This window comes from Phaeobacter sp. JH20_08, from assembly GCF_048056635.1.
Taxonomy (GTDB): domain Bacteria; phylum Pseudomonadota; class Alphaproteobacteria; order Rhodobacterales; family Rhodobacteraceae; genus Phaeobacter; species Phaeobacter bryozoorum.
The window spans coordinates 95,071-112,127 of record NZ_JAYMVV010000012.1; the positions used below are offsets into that span (position 1 = coordinate 95,071).

16 protein-coding genes are annotated in these 17,057 nt (G+C 58.5%); 5 read left to right on the forward strand and 11 right to left on the reverse strand.

Going from position 1 to position 17,057, the window contains the following annotated elements:
- The first annotated feature begins 12 nt into the window (after positions 1–12).
- A complete protein-coding gene (ubiG, locus tag VWY75_RS13725) occupies positions 13–759 on the forward strand; it encodes a bifunctional 2-polyprenyl-6-hydroxyphenol methylase/3-demethylubiquinol 3-O-methyltransferase UbiG (RefSeq protein ID WP_416537732.1) in 747 nt (248 codons plus the stop codon).
- Positions 760–1,029: 270 nt separating this feature from the next.
- On the opposite strand, the gene VWY75_RS13730 is transcribed toward ubiG, so the two are convergent.
- From VWY75_RS13730 to VWY75_RS13745, 4 genes are all read right to left on the reverse strand, one after another.
- A complete protein-coding gene (locus VWY75_RS13730) occupies positions 1,030–1,470 on the reverse strand; it encodes a MarR family winged helix-turn-helix transcriptional regulator (RefSeq protein ID WP_340547157.1) in 441 nt (146 codons plus the stop codon).
- Positions 1,470–2,300 carry a carbon-nitrogen hydrolase family protein gene (locus tag VWY75_RS13735; protein ID WP_416537733.1) on the reverse strand — a complete coding sequence of 277 codons (831 nt, stop codon included), beginning with the start codon at positions 2,298–2,300 and terminating at the stop codon, positions 1,470–1,472. Before VWY75_RS13735 ends, VWY75_RS13730 begins: the two co-directional genes overlap by 1 nt.
- Before the next feature lie 42 nt (positions 2,301–2,342).
- Complete coding sequence (gene grxC, locus VWY75_RS13740) at positions 2,343–2,600, reverse strand: glutaredoxin 3 (protein WP_340547155.1); 258 nt, start codon at positions 2,598–2,600, stop codon at positions 2,343–2,345.
- An 85-nt stretch (positions 2,601–2,685) separates the two neighbouring features.
- Positions 2,686–3,414, reverse strand: coding sequence for a double zinc ribbon domain-containing protein (locus VWY75_RS13745; protein ID WP_416537734.1), 729 nt, complete (start codon positions 3,412–3,414; stop codon positions 2,686–2,688).
- 14 nt (positions 3,415–3,428) lie between these two features.
- Here VWY75_RS13745 and VWY75_RS13750 point away from each other — a divergent pair, with 14 nt between their 5' ends.
- The 3 genes from VWY75_RS13750 to VWY75_RS13760 all read left to right on the forward strand — a co-directional run bounded on the left by VWY75_RS13750 (position 3,429) and on the right by VWY75_RS13760 (position 8,552).
- Positions 3,429–4,259 (forward strand): methyltransferase domain-containing protein, encoded by an 831-nt coding sequence (locus VWY75_RS13750; protein WP_416537735.1) that lies wholly within the window; start codon positions 3,429–3,431, stop codon positions 4,257–4,259.
- A gap of 128 nt (positions 4,260–4,387) precedes the next feature.
- Positions 4,388–5,449, forward strand: coding sequence for a ferrochelatase (gene hemH / locus VWY75_RS13755; protein WP_416537736.1), 1,062 nt, complete (start codon positions 4,388–4,390; stop codon positions 5,447–5,449).
- 73 nt (positions 5,450–5,522) lie between these two features.
- Entirely contained in the window at positions 5,523–8,552 is a 3,030-nt protein-coding gene (locus VWY75_RS13760; RefSeq protein ID WP_416537737.1) for an aminotransferase class III-fold pyridoxal phosphate-dependent enzyme, read from the forward strand.
- 105 nt (positions 8,553–8,657) lie between these two features.
- Here VWY75_RS13760 and VWY75_RS13765 read toward each other — a convergent pair whose 3' ends face one another.
- Together VWY75_RS13765 and VWY75_RS13770 are read right to left on the reverse strand one after the other, a co-directional pair.
- Positions 8,658–8,840 (reverse strand): hypothetical protein, encoded by a 183-nt coding sequence (locus tag VWY75_RS13765; RefSeq protein ID WP_340547150.1) that lies wholly within the window; start codon positions 8,838–8,840, stop codon positions 8,658–8,660.
- A 141-nt stretch (positions 8,841–8,981) separates the two neighbouring features.
- Entirely contained in the window at positions 8,982–9,623 is a 642-nt protein-coding gene (locus VWY75_RS13770; RefSeq protein WP_340547149.1) for a L,D-transpeptidase, read from the reverse strand.
- Between the two features lie 166 nt (positions 9,624–9,789).
- On the opposite strand from VWY75_RS13770, the gene VWY75_RS13775 reads away from it, so the two are divergent.
- Complete coding sequence (locus tag VWY75_RS13775; RefSeq protein ID WP_340547148.1) at positions 9,790–10,281, forward strand: CAP domain-containing protein; 492 nt, start codon at positions 9,790–9,792, stop codon at positions 10,279–10,281.
- 109 nt (positions 10,282–10,390) lie between these two features.
- Here VWY75_RS13775 and VWY75_RS13780 read toward each other — a convergent pair whose 3' ends face one another.
- The 5 genes from VWY75_RS13780 to VWY75_RS13800 all read right to left on the reverse strand — a co-directional run bounded on the left by VWY75_RS13780 (position 10,391) and on the right by VWY75_RS13800 (position 16,837).
- On the reverse strand, positions 10,391–10,909 hold the full coding sequence (locus tag VWY75_RS13780; RefSeq protein WP_416537738.1) for a L,D-transpeptidase family protein: 519 nt from the start codon (positions 10,907–10,909) through the stop codon (positions 10,391–10,393).
- A gap of 64 nt (positions 10,910–10,973) precedes the next feature.
- Complete coding sequence (locus VWY75_RS13785) at positions 10,974–11,783, reverse strand: ion transporter (protein ID WP_340547146.1); 810 nt, start codon at positions 11,781–11,783, stop codon at positions 10,974–10,976.
- Positions 11,784–11,788: 5 nt separating this feature from the next.
- Entirely contained in the window at positions 11,789–13,036 is a 1,248-nt protein-coding gene (locus tag VWY75_RS13790; RefSeq protein ID WP_416537739.1) for a class I SAM-dependent RNA methyltransferase, read from the reverse strand.
- 88 nt (positions 13,037–13,124) lie between these two features.
- The gene (locus VWY75_RS13795) at positions 13,125–15,002 is read right to left on the reverse strand and encodes an ABC transporter ATP-binding protein (protein WP_416537740.1); all 1,878 of its coding nucleotides are present in this window, start codon (positions 15,000–15,002) and stop codon (positions 13,125–13,127) included.
- Positions 14,999–16,837, reverse strand: a complete 1,839-nt coding sequence (locus VWY75_RS13800) for an ABC transporter ATP-binding protein (RefSeq protein WP_416537741.1) — start codon at positions 16,835–16,837, stop codon at positions 14,999–15,001. Before VWY75_RS13800 ends, VWY75_RS13795 begins: the two co-directional genes overlap by 4 nt.
- Positions 16,838–17,057 lie beyond the last annotated feature (220 nt).

Consider the following 17,057-nt stretch of genomic DNA (forward strand, 5'->3'; position numbering starts at 1 on the left):
ACGGAGACAGGAATGCAAGCGCCTCAATCCACGGTAGACCCGTCCGAGATCGCAAAATTTGAGGCCATGGCCGCCGAATGGTGGGATCCCACTGGAAAATTCAAACCATTGCACATGCTGAACCCCTGTCGGCTGGACTACATCACCAGGCAAATTGCTGGTGAATTTGATCGCAACCTATCCGATCAGGCGCCCTTTTCCGGACTGCGCATTCTGGACATCGGCTGCGGTGGCGGGCTTCTCAGCGAACCAATAGCCCGTCTGGGTGCCGATGTCGTCGGCGCCGACGCCGCAGCGGGCAATATTCCAGTCGCTCAGGTTCACGCCCAGCAATCCGGTCTGGACATCGACTATCGCCACACCACAGCCGAGGCGCTGGCAGAGGCGGGCGAGCAGTTCGACGTGGTTCTCAACATGGAGGTGGTCGAACATGTTGCCGATCCACTCAGCTATCTAACTGCCACGCAGCAGCTGCTCAGGCCCGGTGGTCTGCAAATCTGTTCAACCATCAACCGCAATCCCAAAAGCTACGCGATGGCCATTTTAGGCGCCGAGGTTGTCATGCGATGGCTGCCGCGCGGGACACATGAATGGTCGAAGTTCATTACACCAGACGAGCTGTTCGAGCTGCTCTCAAAGGCGGGGCTGACGCCTGTCGATCGGAAGGGTTTTGTGTTCAATCCGATCTTCTGGAGCTGGTCGCTCTCGGACCGTGATTTGAGCGTAAATTACGTGACAGCCAGCACAAAGCCTCGCTAAGCGCGGAGGCAAAAGCCCTGCCCCTATACTTTAGGATAGGCAATCATCCTTCTGCGTCGTTGGGCCGCTACCTTCTACGTGGTAGACCATAGATAGGGTCAGATGTTGCTGACCTGTCACCGAGTGAATGCACAGAGGCCCTTGTTCCGGGCCGCCCTGTCGTTAAGCCTACCACTCACGGACCAGCCTGACGGGGGGCACCAAGGACGTCTGTTCGCAGACGTCCTTTTCCGTTTTACAGGATTGGGGCCCTGCGCCCGTAGTCGCCAATCAGTCGCGACTTCCCAGCTTAATGCGGAACTCTCGCAGGATCGGCAGCGCGGATTTGACCCGGTCACCCCCCAGTTCCTCAACCACTTCGCGGATCATCGGAACAATGCTGGCCAATGCGGCGTCGCGCGCCTGTCGTCCCGCCGGGCTGATCGCGACCATTTTGCGTCGCGCATCATCCCAGTCTGGGCGGATATGAACGTAGCCCGCCGCTTCCAGCTTGCTCAATGTATTGGTCATCGCCCCACGGGTCACGTGAAACGCCTTGGCCAGCTGAGCGGGCGACCGCTCAACTCCGGTACGTGCGAGATGGTTCAATACCGAGAAATGCGACAGTTCCATTCCCTTAGGCAGCACTTGTCCCAGCCGGGTCCGCGCCAGCTGATCTGCCATCAGAATTTCGCTGAACAGCGAAACCGCAAGGGAATTGGTATCGTCCATCAGGGGCCGTCGAATTCTCGGTCATGAAACAGGGAAGGAACCTGTCGACGCGCTTGTGCCACTTTTTCAAGGTCAAGATCAATGTAGGTGACCCCTGGCTCAACGCCGCCATCGGCCAGAATTTCCCCCCAGGGTGACACCACCAGAGAATGGCCATAGGTGCGTCGCGACTTTCCCTTGGTTGCCGGATGGGTGCCCGTCTGAGCAGCCGCAAGCACATAGCAGCCCGTCTCGATTGCACGCGCCTGAAGCAATGCGTGCCAATGGGCCGAACCGGTAACAGGCGAAAAGGCAGCTGGCGCCAGCAGCACCTGAGCCCCTGCTTTGGCCAGACGCCGATGCAGATAGGGGAAGCGTACGTCGTAACATATGGTCATTCCCAGGGCTGCAAATGGAGTCTGTGCAACCACAGCCTGACAGCCCGGGCGGTATCCATCCGACTCGCGGTAAGTTTCTTCAGGCGTGACATCCACATCGAACATGTGGATCTTGTCATAGCGCGCAACAATCTCACCGGCTGGATCGATCAGAAACTGGCGATTGGCAAACCGTCCATCGGCATCCGTCGTCTTCAACGCGAGGGATCCGAGAGACAGCCAGAGACCACGCTCCTCGGCAGTTCTGCGCAGGGCCGCCAACGTCGGATCATCCGCTTCATGATGGAGGACCGACGTCTGGTGGCTGCGACTTCCAGAAAGGCAGTTTGTCACTTCTGGTGTCAGTACAAAACCGGCGCCAGCGGCAGCGGCCTCGGCAATCATCTCCTGCACCATCACCAGATTTTCAGCTGGCTGGTCGCTTGATGTCAGTTGAAGCAAGGCCGCACGCATCTGTTATATCCTCCGATGGTCACCGATCTTAATCACCGCGCCTCAGGTTGCCAGCAGCGGATCCAGCTTGCCGGACCGATCCAGTGCATAAAGATCATCGCATCCACCGACATGGGTCTCGCCGACAAAAATCTGCGGAACGGTACGCCCACCATTGGCACGCTCGATCATTTCAGCCTTGCGATCAGGATTAGCCAAGACGTCGATTTCGTCGAAGCTTACGCCTTTCTGGGTCAGCAGGCGTTTTGCGGCATGGCAAAACCCGCAGAGCGGGGAAGTGTAGATTTCGACCGGTTTCATTCGGGTCTCCGTTTGAAAATATTCAGTGGCTTGGCCCTGAACTTGGGCAGTCCATGATAGAATTGCCAGCCCCAGCGCGTTCAGATCACGACTGCGTGACCCTTGCAAGCACGGCGATACGGACCGCGCTTGCGCCGGCATCAAGGCAAGCCTCGCTACAGGCCGCAAGCGTGGCACCACTGGTCATCACATCATCGACCAGCAAGACGATACGCCCGCCAATCTGTGCGGCATGTTTCGGATGCGCCGAAATCGACCGCGCCAACGTTGCGTAGCGCTCGCAGCGGCCCTGCCCTTCAAGCGAAGGTGTACGGCGAACGCGCCGCAACAGGTCCGGGCAGTAGTCCAAGCCAGCGTCTCGGGACATTTGTCGGGCCAGCAGATCAGATTGATTATAGCGGCGGCGCAGAAACCGCGACCAGTGTAGCGGCACTGGCGCCACCAAGGGATCATCCACAAGCAAACTGGCAGCCGCCCGCCCCAACCAGCGCCCTGCAGGCCGGGCGATTTCAGTTCGATCCCCGTGTTTCAGGGCCAGTACCAGCCGCCGGGCCGTGCCCTCATAGGTCAGCGCGGCGCGTCCTTCCTGCCAGGGCCGTGGGTGATCCATACACTCATCACATTCGAGGCGAAACCCGTCCTCCTCCCCAATCAAAGGGACTCCACATCCATGGCAACAGGTTCCATGTATGAACGGTGTCTCGCGCCAGCAGGGGCCACAAAGTCCGAAATCGCTGTCGACCCACTCACCGCAGGCCAGACAGCGCGGCGGGTAGATCAGCGAAACAGCCGTTTGTATCCGCGCCTTCAACATCCTAAATAGCCCTCATGACCAAAGCCACGACGCCCCGCCCGCAGCTCTTTGACCGCAGCGCACTCGCCGCCCATCGCAGCCGCCTGACCACCGAAGCCCTGTTCCTGCACGACATCGCACGCGATGAGATTGAGGATCGGCTCTCCATGGTTAACAGGAGCTTTACGCGCCCAGCGCTGGTGGCGCCTTTTGCGCAAGGCTGGGACAGTTGTCTGCCCGATGCCAAACATGTCGCGGATGACGAGACATTGGATCTGGCGGTTGGCGCCCATGATCTTGTGGTCCATGCCATGTCACTGCACTGGGCCAATGATCCGGTCGGACAATTGATCCAATGTCACCGGGCCCTGACCGAAGACGGCTTGCTGCTGGTCGTGATGCTGGGCGGCCAGACCCTGCATGAATTGCGCAGCGCCCTGGCCACCGCCGAAACCCGCCTTTCCGGCGGGCTGTCGCCCCGCGTGGCCCCGATGGGCGAAGTGCGCGATCTGGGTGCGCTGTTGCAACGGGCCGGATTTGCGCTTCCGGTGGCGGATGTTGTGCCGCTGACTGCAAAGTACCGCGACCTGTGGCACCTGATGCACGAACTGCGCGGCATGGGCGAAACCAATGCCATGACACAGAGGCAAAAGACCGCAACCACGCGCAAATTGTTCGCTGACACTGCGGATATCTACCGGTCCACCTACGCAGCGGAGGACGGTCTTTTGCCTGCAACCTTTGAACTGATTTGCCTGACCGGCTGGTCCCCGTCCGACACCCAGCAAAAACCGCTGCGCCCCGGATCGGCAAAGGCGCGACTGGCGGATGCGCTGAAGGTGCCGGAAACACCGCTGCCAAAGTAGACAGAACCAGCCATAGGTCTATCCTATGGCTCTGGTGGAATGATCCAATTGGTCATTTCCGCCGTATCTTCATATAGCTAGGGCGGACCAACGATCCGCTGACCGTTTACCGCACAGGACCCTGATAGATGCTGGACGCCACTGCCCCCGCCACCTGCCCCGCTCATGCGCCGGCAGACCACCCCAAGATCGCCCCGGCGAAGGTCGGCGTACTGTTGGCCAATCTGGGCACCCCCGATGACTATAGCTACTGGCCGATGCGCCGGTATCTGAGCGAGTTTCTCTCGGACAAGCGTGTCATCGACTATCCTGCCTGGAAATGGCAGCCGCTGTTGCAACTGATCATTTTGGCCAAACGGCCGTTTTCATCGGGAGCGGCGTATAAGTCCATCTGGAACCATGACAAGGGCGAAAGCCCCCTGATGACCATCACCAAGGAGCAGACCGCCGCGATGTCGCAAGCGCTGCAGGAGCGGTATGGCAAAGAGGTCATGGTGGATTTCTGTATGCGCTACGGCAATCCCTCAACCAAATCCAAAGTGCGGGCAATGGTTGAGGCCGGCTGTCAGAAAATCCTCTTCGTCCCGCTTTATCCGCAATATGCCGGGGCCACCTCGGCCACCGCCAACGACCAATTTTTCCGCGCCCTGATGGAAGAAACCTGGCAGCCCGCCGCACGCACCGTCGCACCCTATTTTGACGATCCGGCATATATCGACGCCCTCGCGCGTTCGGTGGAGAAAGCTTATGCCACCGCCGAGAAAAAACCCGAAATTCTGGTTGTATCCTATCACGGGATGCCCAAGCGCTATCTGATGCAGGGCGATCCCTACCATTGTCAGTGCCAGAAAACGACGCGCCTCCTGAAAGAACGTCTGGGGTGGACCGATACCGAAATCACCACCACGTTTCAGTCGGTGTTTGGCCCCGAAGAATGGCTGAAGCCCTATACCGTGGATCACGTCGCCACCCTCGCCAAAGAAGGCAAGAAAAACATCGCGGTGATCGCCCCCGCCTTCTCGGCAGACTGCATTGAGACGCTTGAGGAAATCAACGAGGAAATTCGCGAAAGCTTTGAGCACGCGGGCGGAGAAGATTTTCTCTATATCCCTTGCCTGAACGATGACGCCGAGCACATTGACGCGCTGTCCGGCGTTATCCAACGCAATCTGAAAGGGTGGCTGGACTAATCGCCACTCCCCGGTCCAAATAGCCAAAACGCCCCGGCCAACGGGGCTGAGGATATTTGAACAGGGACCTCTCATGACCGCATTGAACCTGGCCGAATTGCATTGGGCCGATGCCCTGAATAATCACTGGGGCATCACCGCTGACCTGTCACGGTTGGACGGGGAATATGACCTGAACTTTCGTGCACTCGCCGAGGATGGGCAGGGCTATATTCTAAAGGTCATGCGCCCCGGTTGCGCCCCTGATCTCGTCGAGATGCAAATCGCTGCGCTGGCGCATCTCCATCAAACTGACCCGGATCTGCCATGCCCACGCGCCGTGGCGGCCGCCGATGGTGCGCTCTGCCTCGATCTTGCAGACGAAACCGGGGTTGAGCGCCTGGTCTGGCTGCAAACTCAGCTGCCGGGCCGCTGCTATGCCAAAAGCGCGCCGAAATCATCCGTTCTCATCAGGGAAATCGGTGCCGCGCTTGGAAGCATCACCCGCGCGCTCAAAACCTTTGACCATCCCGCGCTGCTACGTGATTTCAAATGGGATCTGATGTCTGCCGACTGGGTGGCAAGCGATCTCGACTGCATCGCAGACAGCAAACGCCGTAGCCTGATTGCTGCGATCTGCGCCGATTTCATAGAGCTGAAGCCGGTGCTTGGCTCCCTGCCGAAACAGGCGATTCATAATGACGCCAATGACTACAACATTCTCGTTTCTGGCACGCTATGCCAACCACGCCATGTCGGCGGTCTGATCGACCTTGGCGACATGTGTGCTGCGCCGCGAATCTGTGATCTGGCCATTGCAGCTGCGTATATCGTGCTGGATAATCCCCGACCGCAGGCTGCCCTGTCCGCGCTGATAGAAGGCTACCACGCCGTCAATCCGTTGACCGAAACCGAACTAGATCTTCTCTGGCCTCTGCTGCGGATGCGTCTGGCCGTCAGCGTCGTCAATTCCACGCTGGTGGCCAAAGACAATCCCGATGACCCCTATGTGACCATATCGCAGGGTCCTGCATGGCGTTTTCTGGAGCAGCCAAGTGAGCATCCTGCCCTGATTTCGTCCCGGCTGAGAGCGACCTGCGGCCTTTCGGTGGTCGATGGTGCCGACAGGGTAATTGCCTATCTAGAGAAATATTCCGGTGAGTTCGCTCCGCTGATGGGACGCGATTTGACGGGTCTGCCGATGGGGTCTCTCTCGGTCGAGACATCGACCTGGCCGCAGAACCCTTTTGATATGCCGCTGGCCGAGGCTGCCGAAGTCGGGCGAGAGTTTTCCGGCGAAAACGGTGCCGACTGGTGGCTTGGATATTACAACGAACCACGGCTGATCTATACTGCCCCAGCCTTCCGCAAAGGCGCGTATAAAGCCAGCGACAGGCGTACCGTCCATCTCGCAGTGGATGTTTTTGCCCCCGCCGGTCAGACGCTCTACGCCCCCCTGGAGGGTGAGGTCGTGGCGGTGGAGAACCGCGATGCTCATCTGGACTACGGCGGTGTTGTCATCCTGAAACACCATACCGACACCGGAGAAGAATTTTATGCGCTCTACGGTCATCTTGACCCTGACTGCTGTACTCAGCTTTCGGTTGGCGACCGGGTCGCCAAGGGCGCGCCGTTCTGCCAGCTCGGAGATGCAACTGAAAACGGCGGCTGGGCTCCACATGTGCATTTCCAGCTGGCGCTATCGACCAAGGGAATTGAGGCAGACTGGCCCGGAGTGGCGGATCCTGACGACCTCTTGCTGTGGAACGCACTTTGCCCAAACCCTGCACCGTTACTGAATCTGCCTGCGGAGAAAACCGGATATGAACCGACTGACAAGCGCCGGGTTCTGGCGGATCGAAAGGCACATTTCGGCAGCAATCTCAGCCTGACCTACAGCGATCCGGTCATGCTGCTGCGTGGGTGGAAACATCATCTGTTTGACGAAATGGGCCGCCCCTATCTCGATGCCTATAACAACGTGCCGCATGTAGGCCACGCGCATCCCCGCGTTCAGGCGGTTGCTGCCGATCAGTTGAAACGCATGAACTCCAACACCCGGTATCTGCACCCGGCACAAACCGCCTTTGCGGAAAAGGTGCTGTCAAAGATGCCCGACCATCTGGAGGTCTGCTTCTTCGTCAATTCCGGCACCGAAGCGAATGAGCTGGCCCTGCGCCTCGCACGGGCGCACACAGGTGCCAAGGGGATGGTAACGCCCGATCATGGCTATCACGGCAACACCACTGGCGTGATTGACGTTTCCGCCTATAAGTTCAACGCAAAGGGTGGTGTGGGCCCGTCTGACTGGGTGCAGTTGGTCGAAGTTGCCGATGACTATCGCGGATCTTACCGGCGTGATGACGCAGACCGCGCGCAGAAATACGCGGACCTAGTGGATCCGGCCATCGAAAAACTGCGTGCAAGCGGTCATGGGGTGGCCGGCTTCATTGCCGAGACCTTCCCTTCTGTCGGCGGTCAGATCATTCCGCCAAAGGGCTATCTGCCCGCCGTATATGACAAGACCCGCGCCGCAGGTGGCATCTGTATCGCCGATGAGGTTCAAACCGGTCTAGGACGCCTTGGCGACTACTACTTTGGCTTTGAACACCAAGAGGCCAGCCCCGATATCGTGGTACTCGGTAAACCAATCGGCAACGGCCATCCCTTGGGTGTGCTGGTAACAACCCGCGCCATCGCGGACAGCTTTGCACAGGGGCCTGAGTTCTTCTCGACCTTTGGCGGTTCCACCCTGTCGTGCCGCATCGGTACCGAAGTGCTGAATATCGTCGATGAGGAAGGGTTACAGGAGAATGCGCGGGTGCGTGGGGCCGAACTGATCGAAGGCCTGCGCGAACTGCAATCCCGTTATCAGTCGATCGGGGATGTGCGCGGCATGGGATTATTTATCGGTGTCGAACTGATCCGCAACGACGGATCAGAAGCGACGGATATCTGCGCCTATGTGAAGAACCGCATGCGCGATCATCGCATCCTGATCGGTAGCGAAGGGCCAAAGGACAACATTCTGAAAATTCGCCCCCCGCTGACGATTGATGCAGAGGGAATCGAGATGATTCTCGCATCGATGAACAGCATTCTGTCCGAAGTTCACGACGGTTGAGCCACCCTGAACCAAAATTGCATTCCCCGGCCCATGTCAGGTCGGGAGACATGAAAAAAGGCGGTGGAAAATCCACCGCCTTTCTTACCGTTCTGAGACAAGCAATTAGTTGCTTGCAACAGCTGCGCCAACCAGAACCAGCAGCAGCAGCGGCAGAAGGATGCCACTGGAGGAGCTTTCGGTCTGCTCAACAATAACCGGCGCCTCAACAATCGGCTCAGCCAGGTTGCCCGCGGAAGCGGTCGAAGCAGCAGCAGTCAGAGCAGCAGCGATAACGAGTTTTTTCATGTTAACCTCCAAAAATATGCGCAGTTCAGTCCACCCGAACCACGCGCCCAAGACTTACCTCGTAATATTTTTCTAATCAGCAAAATCGCGACATTGCAATTGCTTGTTGCATGATTCGGCCTCTGGAATGGGCCGATGTCGTCAAATTAGCAACACTTGAGTGCCCACTTTCGTGAGCGCAAACAGCTGCGAAATATGCTCGTTATAAAGGCCGATACAGCCGTTTGAAGACCTGCGCCCGATCTTGCGCGTGTCATGCGTGCCGTGGATTCGGTAATACTTCCAGCTGAGATACAAAGCATGGGTTCCAAGCGGATTGTCCGGCCCCGGCGGGATATAGGCAGGCCACTCCGGGTTGCGCTTGCGCATGTTCGGAGTCGGCGCCCAGCCAGGCCCATCGACCTTGCGGATAATCTGGGTCCGGCCGCGGCGCGTCAGATCATCGGAGAGCGGCACGGACGAGGGATATAGCTTGTAGGTGCTCTGGTCTTCCGACCAGAAATGCAGGGCGCGGCTGTCGATATCCACCAGCACGGCTCCGTTGCGCAGATTGTCGAAATAGGGCCGCCAGTCCTTGGACCGGAACGCCGAGATGTTACGCTGAACCGGCGCCTCGGGCTCAGGCGGCGGGCGCAGCGGGTCAAAACCCTCCGCGGTCGTGTCCGTGGCATCCTGTGCCCAGACGTCGCTGGCAAGACCGCCGCCAACCAGTGATGCGCCGACAGAAACGGAACCGGCGAGAAATTGCCGTCTAGAGAAGGATTCGAAGGGGCTGCGGGTCATGACTTTTCCAAACTGCGGAGATATGCATTCGTTATGCCGTATCTTATGGCGCGAATGCCTCAGTCGCAAATCAAACAATCCCGCGACGGTCAATTCACCGCTGACATGTTTGCGCCTATGTCACAGCCGGGCTATTGCAGCCCCAGTCAACGAAGCAAGGTGTAGTATGACACGTGTATTTCTGATCCTTATCGCCGGGCTGATGACCCTTGTCGCAGCCTGTGCCCCTGCACCTGATGGCAGCACAGGCGGCAGCGTGTACCGGATCCGTAACGCCGACAAAGTTCAGCTGCGGATGCTCGACTCGGTCAACGCCCTTCGCGAAGCGGCAGGCAAGCCGATTGTCCAGCTGAACCCCCAGCTGACCGCTGCGGCCGCAACCCATTCGCGCGACATGTCGGTCCAGAACCGTCCGTGGCATTTTGGCTCCGACGGCTCTTCTCCGCTCGACCGCGTTGCCCGCACTGGTTTCACCGGCACAATGATCGGCGAGACGATTTCGGAAACATATGAGACCGAGTTGCAGACGCTTACAGCCTGGATGGAACAACCGGCCACCCGTTCGGTCATCATGGACGCCAAAGCGCGCACCATGGGCTTCTCCTGGTTCCAGGAATCCAATGGCAAGATCTGGTGGACCCTGGTCATGGGTAGCTAAGCGCGCCGATCCAATCTTTACCTGAACGAAGAAGGCCCGATCGCTGCATGGCAATCGGGCCTTTTCTATCACGAGACGATCAGCGCTGGCGCGGTTACAGTGTAGACGATCAGGGACGCAGGGTAATCAACGTACCGTCGCGCACCATCGCATAGATCTCTTCGATCTCATCGTTGCTGACTGCAATGCAGCCCGCAGTCCAGTCATCCACCCGCGCAGCGCGTTTGCGTTCCTTGGGGTTGTTTGGCTCACCGTGAATGAAAATCTCGCCACCCGGTTTCTTGCCCATCGCCGCCGCCTTTGCCCGATCCTGTGCGTTGGGGTAAGAGATCCCGATGGAGAGGTGATAACGACTGTTGGGATTGCGCCGGTCGATCAGATAGGTGCCTTCGGGAGTTTTGCCATCGCCCTCGATCTGCTTGTGGCCCTGCGGTGCGAAACCCAGCTCCATTTCATATTCGCGCAGAATATCCTCATTGTGCAGAAGATAGACCTTGCGGGCGCCCTTATTGACAACAACCGAGGTTACCTCGGGGCCATAATAACTGCGGAATTTGCTAGGGCCGGAGCTACAGCCCGCCAGCCCGAGGGTCGCCGCGGCGCCCAATCCGAATGTACGTCTATCCATTATTCTAGGTCTCTGCCTGATTTGCCTCATTTTCCAACTACTATCTTCGGTGGAAAATTCAAAATCACTTCTTCTCGTGCGGCGGTTGCAGCGTCGCGATTTGCTGCTCGATTGCCTCCAGCCGAGCCAGAACCAGATCCCGATAAGCGTCCGTGCGTTCGCCTTCTTCCTCGTGATGGGCATCCTGCATCGAATTCACTATCAGGCCGACCAAGAGGTTCACAACCGCAAAGGTGGTGACCATGATAAACGGCACAAAGAACGCCCAGGCATAGGGATAGATTTCCATGACAGGGCGTACGATGCCCATGGACCAGCTTTCCAAAGTCATGATCTGGAACAGGGAATATGCGCTCAGCGCGAGATTACCGAACCATTCCGGGAAACTGTCCGCGAAGAGTTTCGTCGCGATGACGGAGCCGATGTAGAAGATGATAGCCATCAGCAGGAAGACTGAGCCCATGCCCGGTAGCGCAGTAATGAAACCCTCAACCACCCGGCGCAGCCGCGGCGCAACGGAGATGACGCGCAACACCCGCAATATGCGCAGCGCCCGCAGGACGGACATCCCCTGCGCCCCAGGAAGAAAGGCGATGCTGACGATCACAAAGTCAAAGATGTTCCAGCCGCGCAGGAAGAACCGCAGCCGCTGTACCCAGAGTTTTGCCAGCAGTTCAACGACAAAAATCCCCAGGCACAGCTGATCGACAAACAGAACGATCGTCCCGAACCGGGACATGATCGTATCAGATGTCTCCATTCCCAGCGTCACGGCATTGATCAGAATCACCACAGTGATGAAGTTGCCAAAACGATCACTGGCGATAAGATCGCCCAGCCGCTGGTTCAGGGTTTGTTTTGCACTGATGCTCACCGGTTCTACCCCACGTAGGAAAAGCTGGCCGCGAGTTCCGTATGCGAGGACCAGCGGAATTGATCGACCACCTGTACCCAATCCAGCCGATAGCCGCCATCGGTCAAAATCTTCGCATCACGGGCAAAGGTGACAGGATTGCAGGAAACATAGGCAACCCGTTTCGTACGTGCTGCAACCAGCTGAGTGGCCTGGGCCTCAGCACCAGCGCGCGGCGGGTCAATCACTGCAGCGTCAAACTCCGTTCCAAACGGATTCAGATCCTCCGGCAGCAACGGGTTGCGAAACAGATCGCGGGTCTCGGTGGTGACTTTCTTCAAGCCTTTGGCCTGCCGCCAACCGGCATCCAATGCGCGCAACATGGCGCTTTCACCCTCGACAGCGTGGACCTCAGCGTTTTTCGCCAGTGGCAGCGAAAAAGTCCCGCAGCCGGCAAATAGGTCGACGAGACGTTTTGCCCCCGCGACAACCTCCTCGACCGCCGCAAGCAGGGCCGCCTCGCCATCACGGGTAGCCTGTAGAAAGGCACCTGGCGGCGGGCAGACATGTGCCGGACCAAAGGGTTGAGTTGGCGGCTGTTCCATACCGATCAGCTCATCCTCCCAGGTCAGCCTTGCAATACGATGCGCGTCGACCACCTGCGCCAACGCGATCCGAAGCGCGCCATCCAGCGGCTTGCCGTTGGTCACCAGTACATCAACGCCAACCTCCGAGAGGGTCACCGTCACCGCAAGCGGTGCCTTGCGGCTGGCGCCAGCCATGGCCAGTGCCTCTGCCATCGGCACGGCAGCCAGAAGCTGTGGTGCCAGCAACTGGCAATCGGGTATCTCTGTAATTACCCCGGACGCGCGGCCATGGAATCCAGCCATCGCCCCCTTCTTGGTTCGGCGCACTGACAGCGTGGCGCGACGGCGCGATCGTGGCGGTGAGGTGTGGATCGGGCGAAACGCCGTCTCAATCCCCTGGGCAGCCAGCGCATTGCGCACAATATCGACCTTCCAGCCCGCGACAAAATCATCTGTCGCATGTTGCAGCTGACAGCCACCACAGGATTTATAATGCCGACAAGGCGCCTGGACGCGTGCCTCTGACGGGTTCTCGATGCGGATATCCGTGAGCTGGTGCCCGTCGCGAATACCGCTGACGGTCTCTCCCGGCAGGGTGCGCGGCGCAAAAAGCGGGCCCTCGGCGACTCCGTCCCCCTGATGGCCAAGACGAATGATTGTGGCTGTGGTTCTAGCTGCATGTGTCATGGCCGCTGCATACCCTGCGACTGGCCCGCGCAAAAGAAAAATGCGCAGTCTGCGTGTGAACGACTTTTGTGCGGGCGCTCAGTACTTCCTATTCCGCCGCATCCCACGATCGTCGAGTGATCGGATCGACCTCATCATCATCGCCTTCGGTCCGAATGAAGCCGCCGGATTGCCGCGACCAGAACTTCGCGTAAAGACCGCCTCGCTTCAGCAGTGCATCATGGGTGCCCACCTCCGCAATCCGACCTTGATCCATGACGATGATCCGATCCATTTCACTCAGCGTCGACAGGCGGTGTGCGATGGCCAGAACCGTCTTGCCCTGCATGACCCGCTCCAGCGCCGACTGAATCGCCGCCTCCACCTCGGAGTCGAGCGCCGAGGTCGCCTCATCCAGAACCAGAATGGGTGCATCCTTCAGGATGGCTCGGGCCAGCGCGATCCGCTGACGTTGGCCGCCCGACAGTTTCACACCCCGTTCGCCGAGATGGGCATCATAGCCGCTGCGGCCCTGTGCATCCTCCAGGTCAAGAATGAATTCATGAGCCTCCGCCTTTTTAGCGGCGGCAATAAGCTCCAGTTCGCTGGCGTCCGGCCGACCGTAAAGGATATTGTCGCGCGCCGAGCGATTGAACATTGCGGTTTCCTGCGTGACCATGCCGATCTGGCTGCGCAGCGAGTTCTGCGTCACCTCTGAAACGTCTGTCCCATCGATCAGGATTTGGCCTCTTTCCCCGTCGTAGAGCCGCAACAGAAGCGACACGAGCGTGGATTTCCCCGCGCCGGAAGCCCCGACAATCCCCAGTTTTTCACCCGGTTCAATTGTCAGGGAAACATCCTGAATACCGCCGACATCGCGCCCATAGGCAAAGCCGACATTTCGGAATTCAATGCGTCCACCTTTGGTCCGCAGCATCTTGGCGGTGTCTTGATCCTCAACCCGGTCAGGACGCGTTAGCGTCTTCATGCCGTTTTCGATTTCGCCAATGTTGGAGTAGATCGCCATCAGCGTAAAGCTGACCCAGCCCGTCATCTGCGCGATCCTCACCGACACCGCGCCCGCCGCAACGATATCACCTTCGGTCGCCATCCCGTCCCGCCACAACACAAGCGTAGCACCAATCAGCAGGACAGGCAGCACTCCTGCCAGAGTCATCAGACAGAACCGGAAGGTCGCCGACAGATAGCCGAAATGAAGCGCCTTGTTACGGAAATCTGCCATCGACTCCTGTGCCGTCCGTTCTTCAAAATCGGCATGGGCGAACAACTTCACCGTTTTGATGTTGGTGATCGTATCGACCACCTGCCCGGTAACCATAGCCCGCGCGCCAGCCCGCGCCGCGGACCGCTTTCTGATGCGCGGCAGAAACCAACGGATTGTGGCAAAATACCCGACCAGCCAAACCACGAACAATCCAGTGATCCGCCAGTCAATCGCCCCTAGCAATGCCAGCGCGCCAAGCAGTGATGCCAGCGCGAAAGCGACGACATTGATCACCTCAACCGCGACCGACGTCACCGCATTAGCAGTCTGCATCTGCTTCTGTGCGATGCGACCTGCAAAATCATCATCGAAGAAACGCACCGATTGCCCCATTGTCCAACGATTGAGACGGGACAGCACCAGCGGATTGACGTTCGGCTGCACAATAATTGCGTTGGACGCCGCAGAGAGGCCAAAAAGGATCGGCCGCAACAACAGGAAGAAACCCAACGCACCGGCAAGTATCACCAGATTACCTGCCGAGAAGAACCGGTCCGGCCCGCTGGCTATCGCCGTATCTATCACCAGACCCAGAATATAAGCCGTGACCGCCTCCATTCCCCCGGCGAGCGCCGAAAAGACCGCAGCCACCGTGAGCATTGGCCAGGCGCCGGACAGACACCATCCCAAAAAGCGCCCCAACTGATCTGGTGGGGCGCCGTCGGCCGGTTGAAATGCGTCGATCAGATTGCCCAGTTTCATTCTGCTGCCTCAATGTTCAGGAAGCCGCCGGATTGCCGCGCCCAGAACTGGGCATATAGGCCCTCTGACCGCAAAAGCACGTCATGGGTGCCCTCCTCGACAATACGACCGTCATCCAGAACCAGAATACGGTCCATCTGGGCGATGGTGGACAGACGGTGGGCAATCGCTATCACCGTCTTGCCTTGCATCATCCCGTATAGCGTTTGCTGGATTTCGGCCTCGACCTCTGAGTCCAGTGCCGATGTCGCCTCATCCAGGATCAAGATAGGTGCATCCTTCAGGATTACCCGAGCCAGTGTCACTCGCTGACGTTGCCCGCCTGAGAGCTTCACGCCCCGTTCACCGACATGCGCGTCGTAGCCCCTGCGGCCTTCGGGATCCTCTAGGTCAAGGATGAACTCATGCGCCCGCGCTTGCTTTGCGGCCTCGATCATCTCGGCCTCGCTGGCGTCAGGCCGACCATAGAGCAGGTTGTCTCGCACCGATCGGTGCAATAGGGCACTGTCCTGCTGCACCATCCCAATCTGGGCGCGCAGACTGTCCTGTGTGACGGTACGGATATCTTGCCCGTCGATCAGGATCTGCCCGCCCTCGGGATCGTAGAACCGCAACAGCAGTTTCACCAAGGTCGATTTCCCGGCACCAGACCGCCCGATCAGGCCGATTTTCTCTCCCGGACGAATGGTCAGACTGACCTGATCCAGACCGCCAGAGCCGCGCCCGTAATGATGGGACAGCTGCCGGAGCTCCATCTCCCCATCGCGTAAATCAAGCGGCTTGGCATCAGCTGCATCCACCAGATCAATCGGCTGGGCAATGGTTTCCATCCCCTCGGCCACGACACCAAGCTGCCGGAAAAACGTGGTCAGCGCCCACATGATCCACCCGGTCATAGCATTGAGACGCAGGGTCAGCGCCGTAGCAGAGGCAACAACCCCGACCGAAGCCTGCCCCTGCATCCACAGCAGGATCGCCCAACCGACCACCCCAACGATCAGCAGGCCATTCAGCGTCACCAATGCGGCATCCATGATTGTATAGAGCCGCATCTCCGCCTGGAACGTCTTGCGCGTACGCTCAATCGCCTCTTTGGCATAGGTCAGTTCGGTATCGTGATGGGCGAACATCTTGACCGAATGAATGTTGGAATAGCTGTCAACAACCCGACCGGTCACCGTGGATCGGGCGTCGGAGGCGGCCTGGCTGGCTGGCCCGACGCGGCGCACTGTCCAGCGGATCAGCATCGCATAAAGCGCAAACCATACCAGCAGGGGCATCATCAGCCGCATGTCCGCCAACCACAGCAACAGAGCCGCGCCAGCCAGATAGGCCAATGCGAATGTGATCGCATCAAAGACCTGAAACACCACCTCACCAGCGGCAGGCGGTGTCTGCATGATCCGGTTTGCGATCCGCCCGGCAAAATCATTCTCAAACCAGCCAACCGATTGCCGCAATACATGCTTATGTGAACGCCAGCGGATCAAAGTCCCGAAGTTTGGAAGGATAGCGTTATTCAGCAACAGCACATCCAGTAGCTGCAGCAGCGGCCGAATGGTCAGGATAAATACAGCCAGCAGGATCAACTCTGTCCCGTGAGCCTGCCAGACATCGGCCGGTTCACCGGACAACAGGTCCACAACCCGTCCCATGTAATGGATCAGACCGATTTCAACGGCTGCGACGATGACCGACATAAACGCGGTGGCCGCAAAGACCTTTTTGAAGGGCTGCGAATAATCTTTCAGGAACGGCCACAGTCGCCGTGGCGGAGTGTCGGTTTCCGCGTAATCACAATAGGGGTCGATAAGGTTTTCGAAGAAACGAAACATGCGGGTGCTCCAATAATTGAGCATATGGAATAATCATGCGAACAAAGGCCATCGCCGTGGCCCCTCCGACAAACGTCGGACAGGTCAGGCGTTAATTGCGCCAGATCCCGTGATACATGCGTATTCCTCCCGTCATAAGATGGTCCCATATGGGTAGGAAAAAAATTCCGCTCTGTCACCCCTTTTGACGCAGTGAGCGACGCACGACAATCAGCACGTG

Bases quoted from the DNA above. Each gene is read 5' to 3' on its own strand.
- ubiG (WP_416537732.1), top strand. From the start codon at position 13: ATGCAAGCGCCTCAATCCACGGTAGACCCGTCCGAGATCGCAAAATTT.
- VWY75_RS13730 (WP_340547157.1), bottom strand. From the start codon at position 1,470: ATGGACGATACCAATTCCCTTGCGGTTTCGCTGTTCAGCGAAATTCTG.
- VWY75_RS13735 (WP_416537733.1), bottom strand. From the start codon at position 2,300: ATGCGTGCGGCCTTGCTTCAACTGACATCAAGCGACCAGCCAGCTGAA.
- grxC (WP_340547155.1), bottom strand. From the start codon at position 2,600: ATGAAACCGGTCGAAATCTACACTTCCCCGCTCTGCGGGTTTTGCCAT.
- VWY75_RS13745 (WP_416537734.1), bottom strand. From the start codon at position 3,414: ATGTTGAAGGCGCGGATACAAACGGCTGTTTCGCTGATCTACCCGCCG.
- VWY75_RS13750 (WP_416537735.1), top strand. From the start codon at position 3,429: ATGACCAAAGCCACGACGCCCCGCCCGCAGCTCTTTGACCGCAGCGCA.
- hemH (WP_416537736.1), top strand. From the start codon at position 4,388: ATGCTGGACGCCACTGCCCCCGCCACCTGCCCCGCTCATGCGCCGGCA.
- VWY75_RS13760 (WP_416537737.1), top strand. From the start codon at position 5,523: ATGACCGCATTGAACCTGGCCGAATTGCATTGGGCCGATGCCCTGAAT.
- VWY75_RS13765 (WP_340547150.1), bottom strand. From the start codon at position 8,840: ATGAAAAAACTCGTTATCGCTGCTGCTCTGACTGCTGCTGCTTCGACC.
- VWY75_RS13770 (WP_340547149.1), bottom strand. From the start codon at position 9,623: ATGACCCGCAGCCCCTTCGAATCCTTCTCTAGACGGCAATTTCTCGCC.
- VWY75_RS13775 (WP_340547148.1), top strand. From the start codon at position 9,790: ATGACACGTGTATTTCTGATCCTTATCGCCGGGCTGATGACCCTTGTC.
- VWY75_RS13780 (WP_416537738.1), bottom strand. From the start codon at position 10,909: ATGGATAGACGTACATTCGGATTGGGCGCCGCGGCGACCCTCGGGCTG.
- VWY75_RS13790 (WP_416537739.1), bottom strand. From the start codon at position 13,036: ATGACACATGCAGCTAGAACCACAGCCACAATCATTCGTCTTGGCCAT.
- VWY75_RS13795 (WP_416537740.1), bottom strand. From the start codon at position 15,002: ATGAAACTGGGCAATCTGATCGACGCATTTCAACCGGCCGACGGCGCC.
- VWY75_RS13800 (WP_416537741.1), bottom strand. From the start codon at position 16,837: ATGTTTCGTTTCTTCGAAAACCTTATCGACCCCTATTGTGATTACGCG.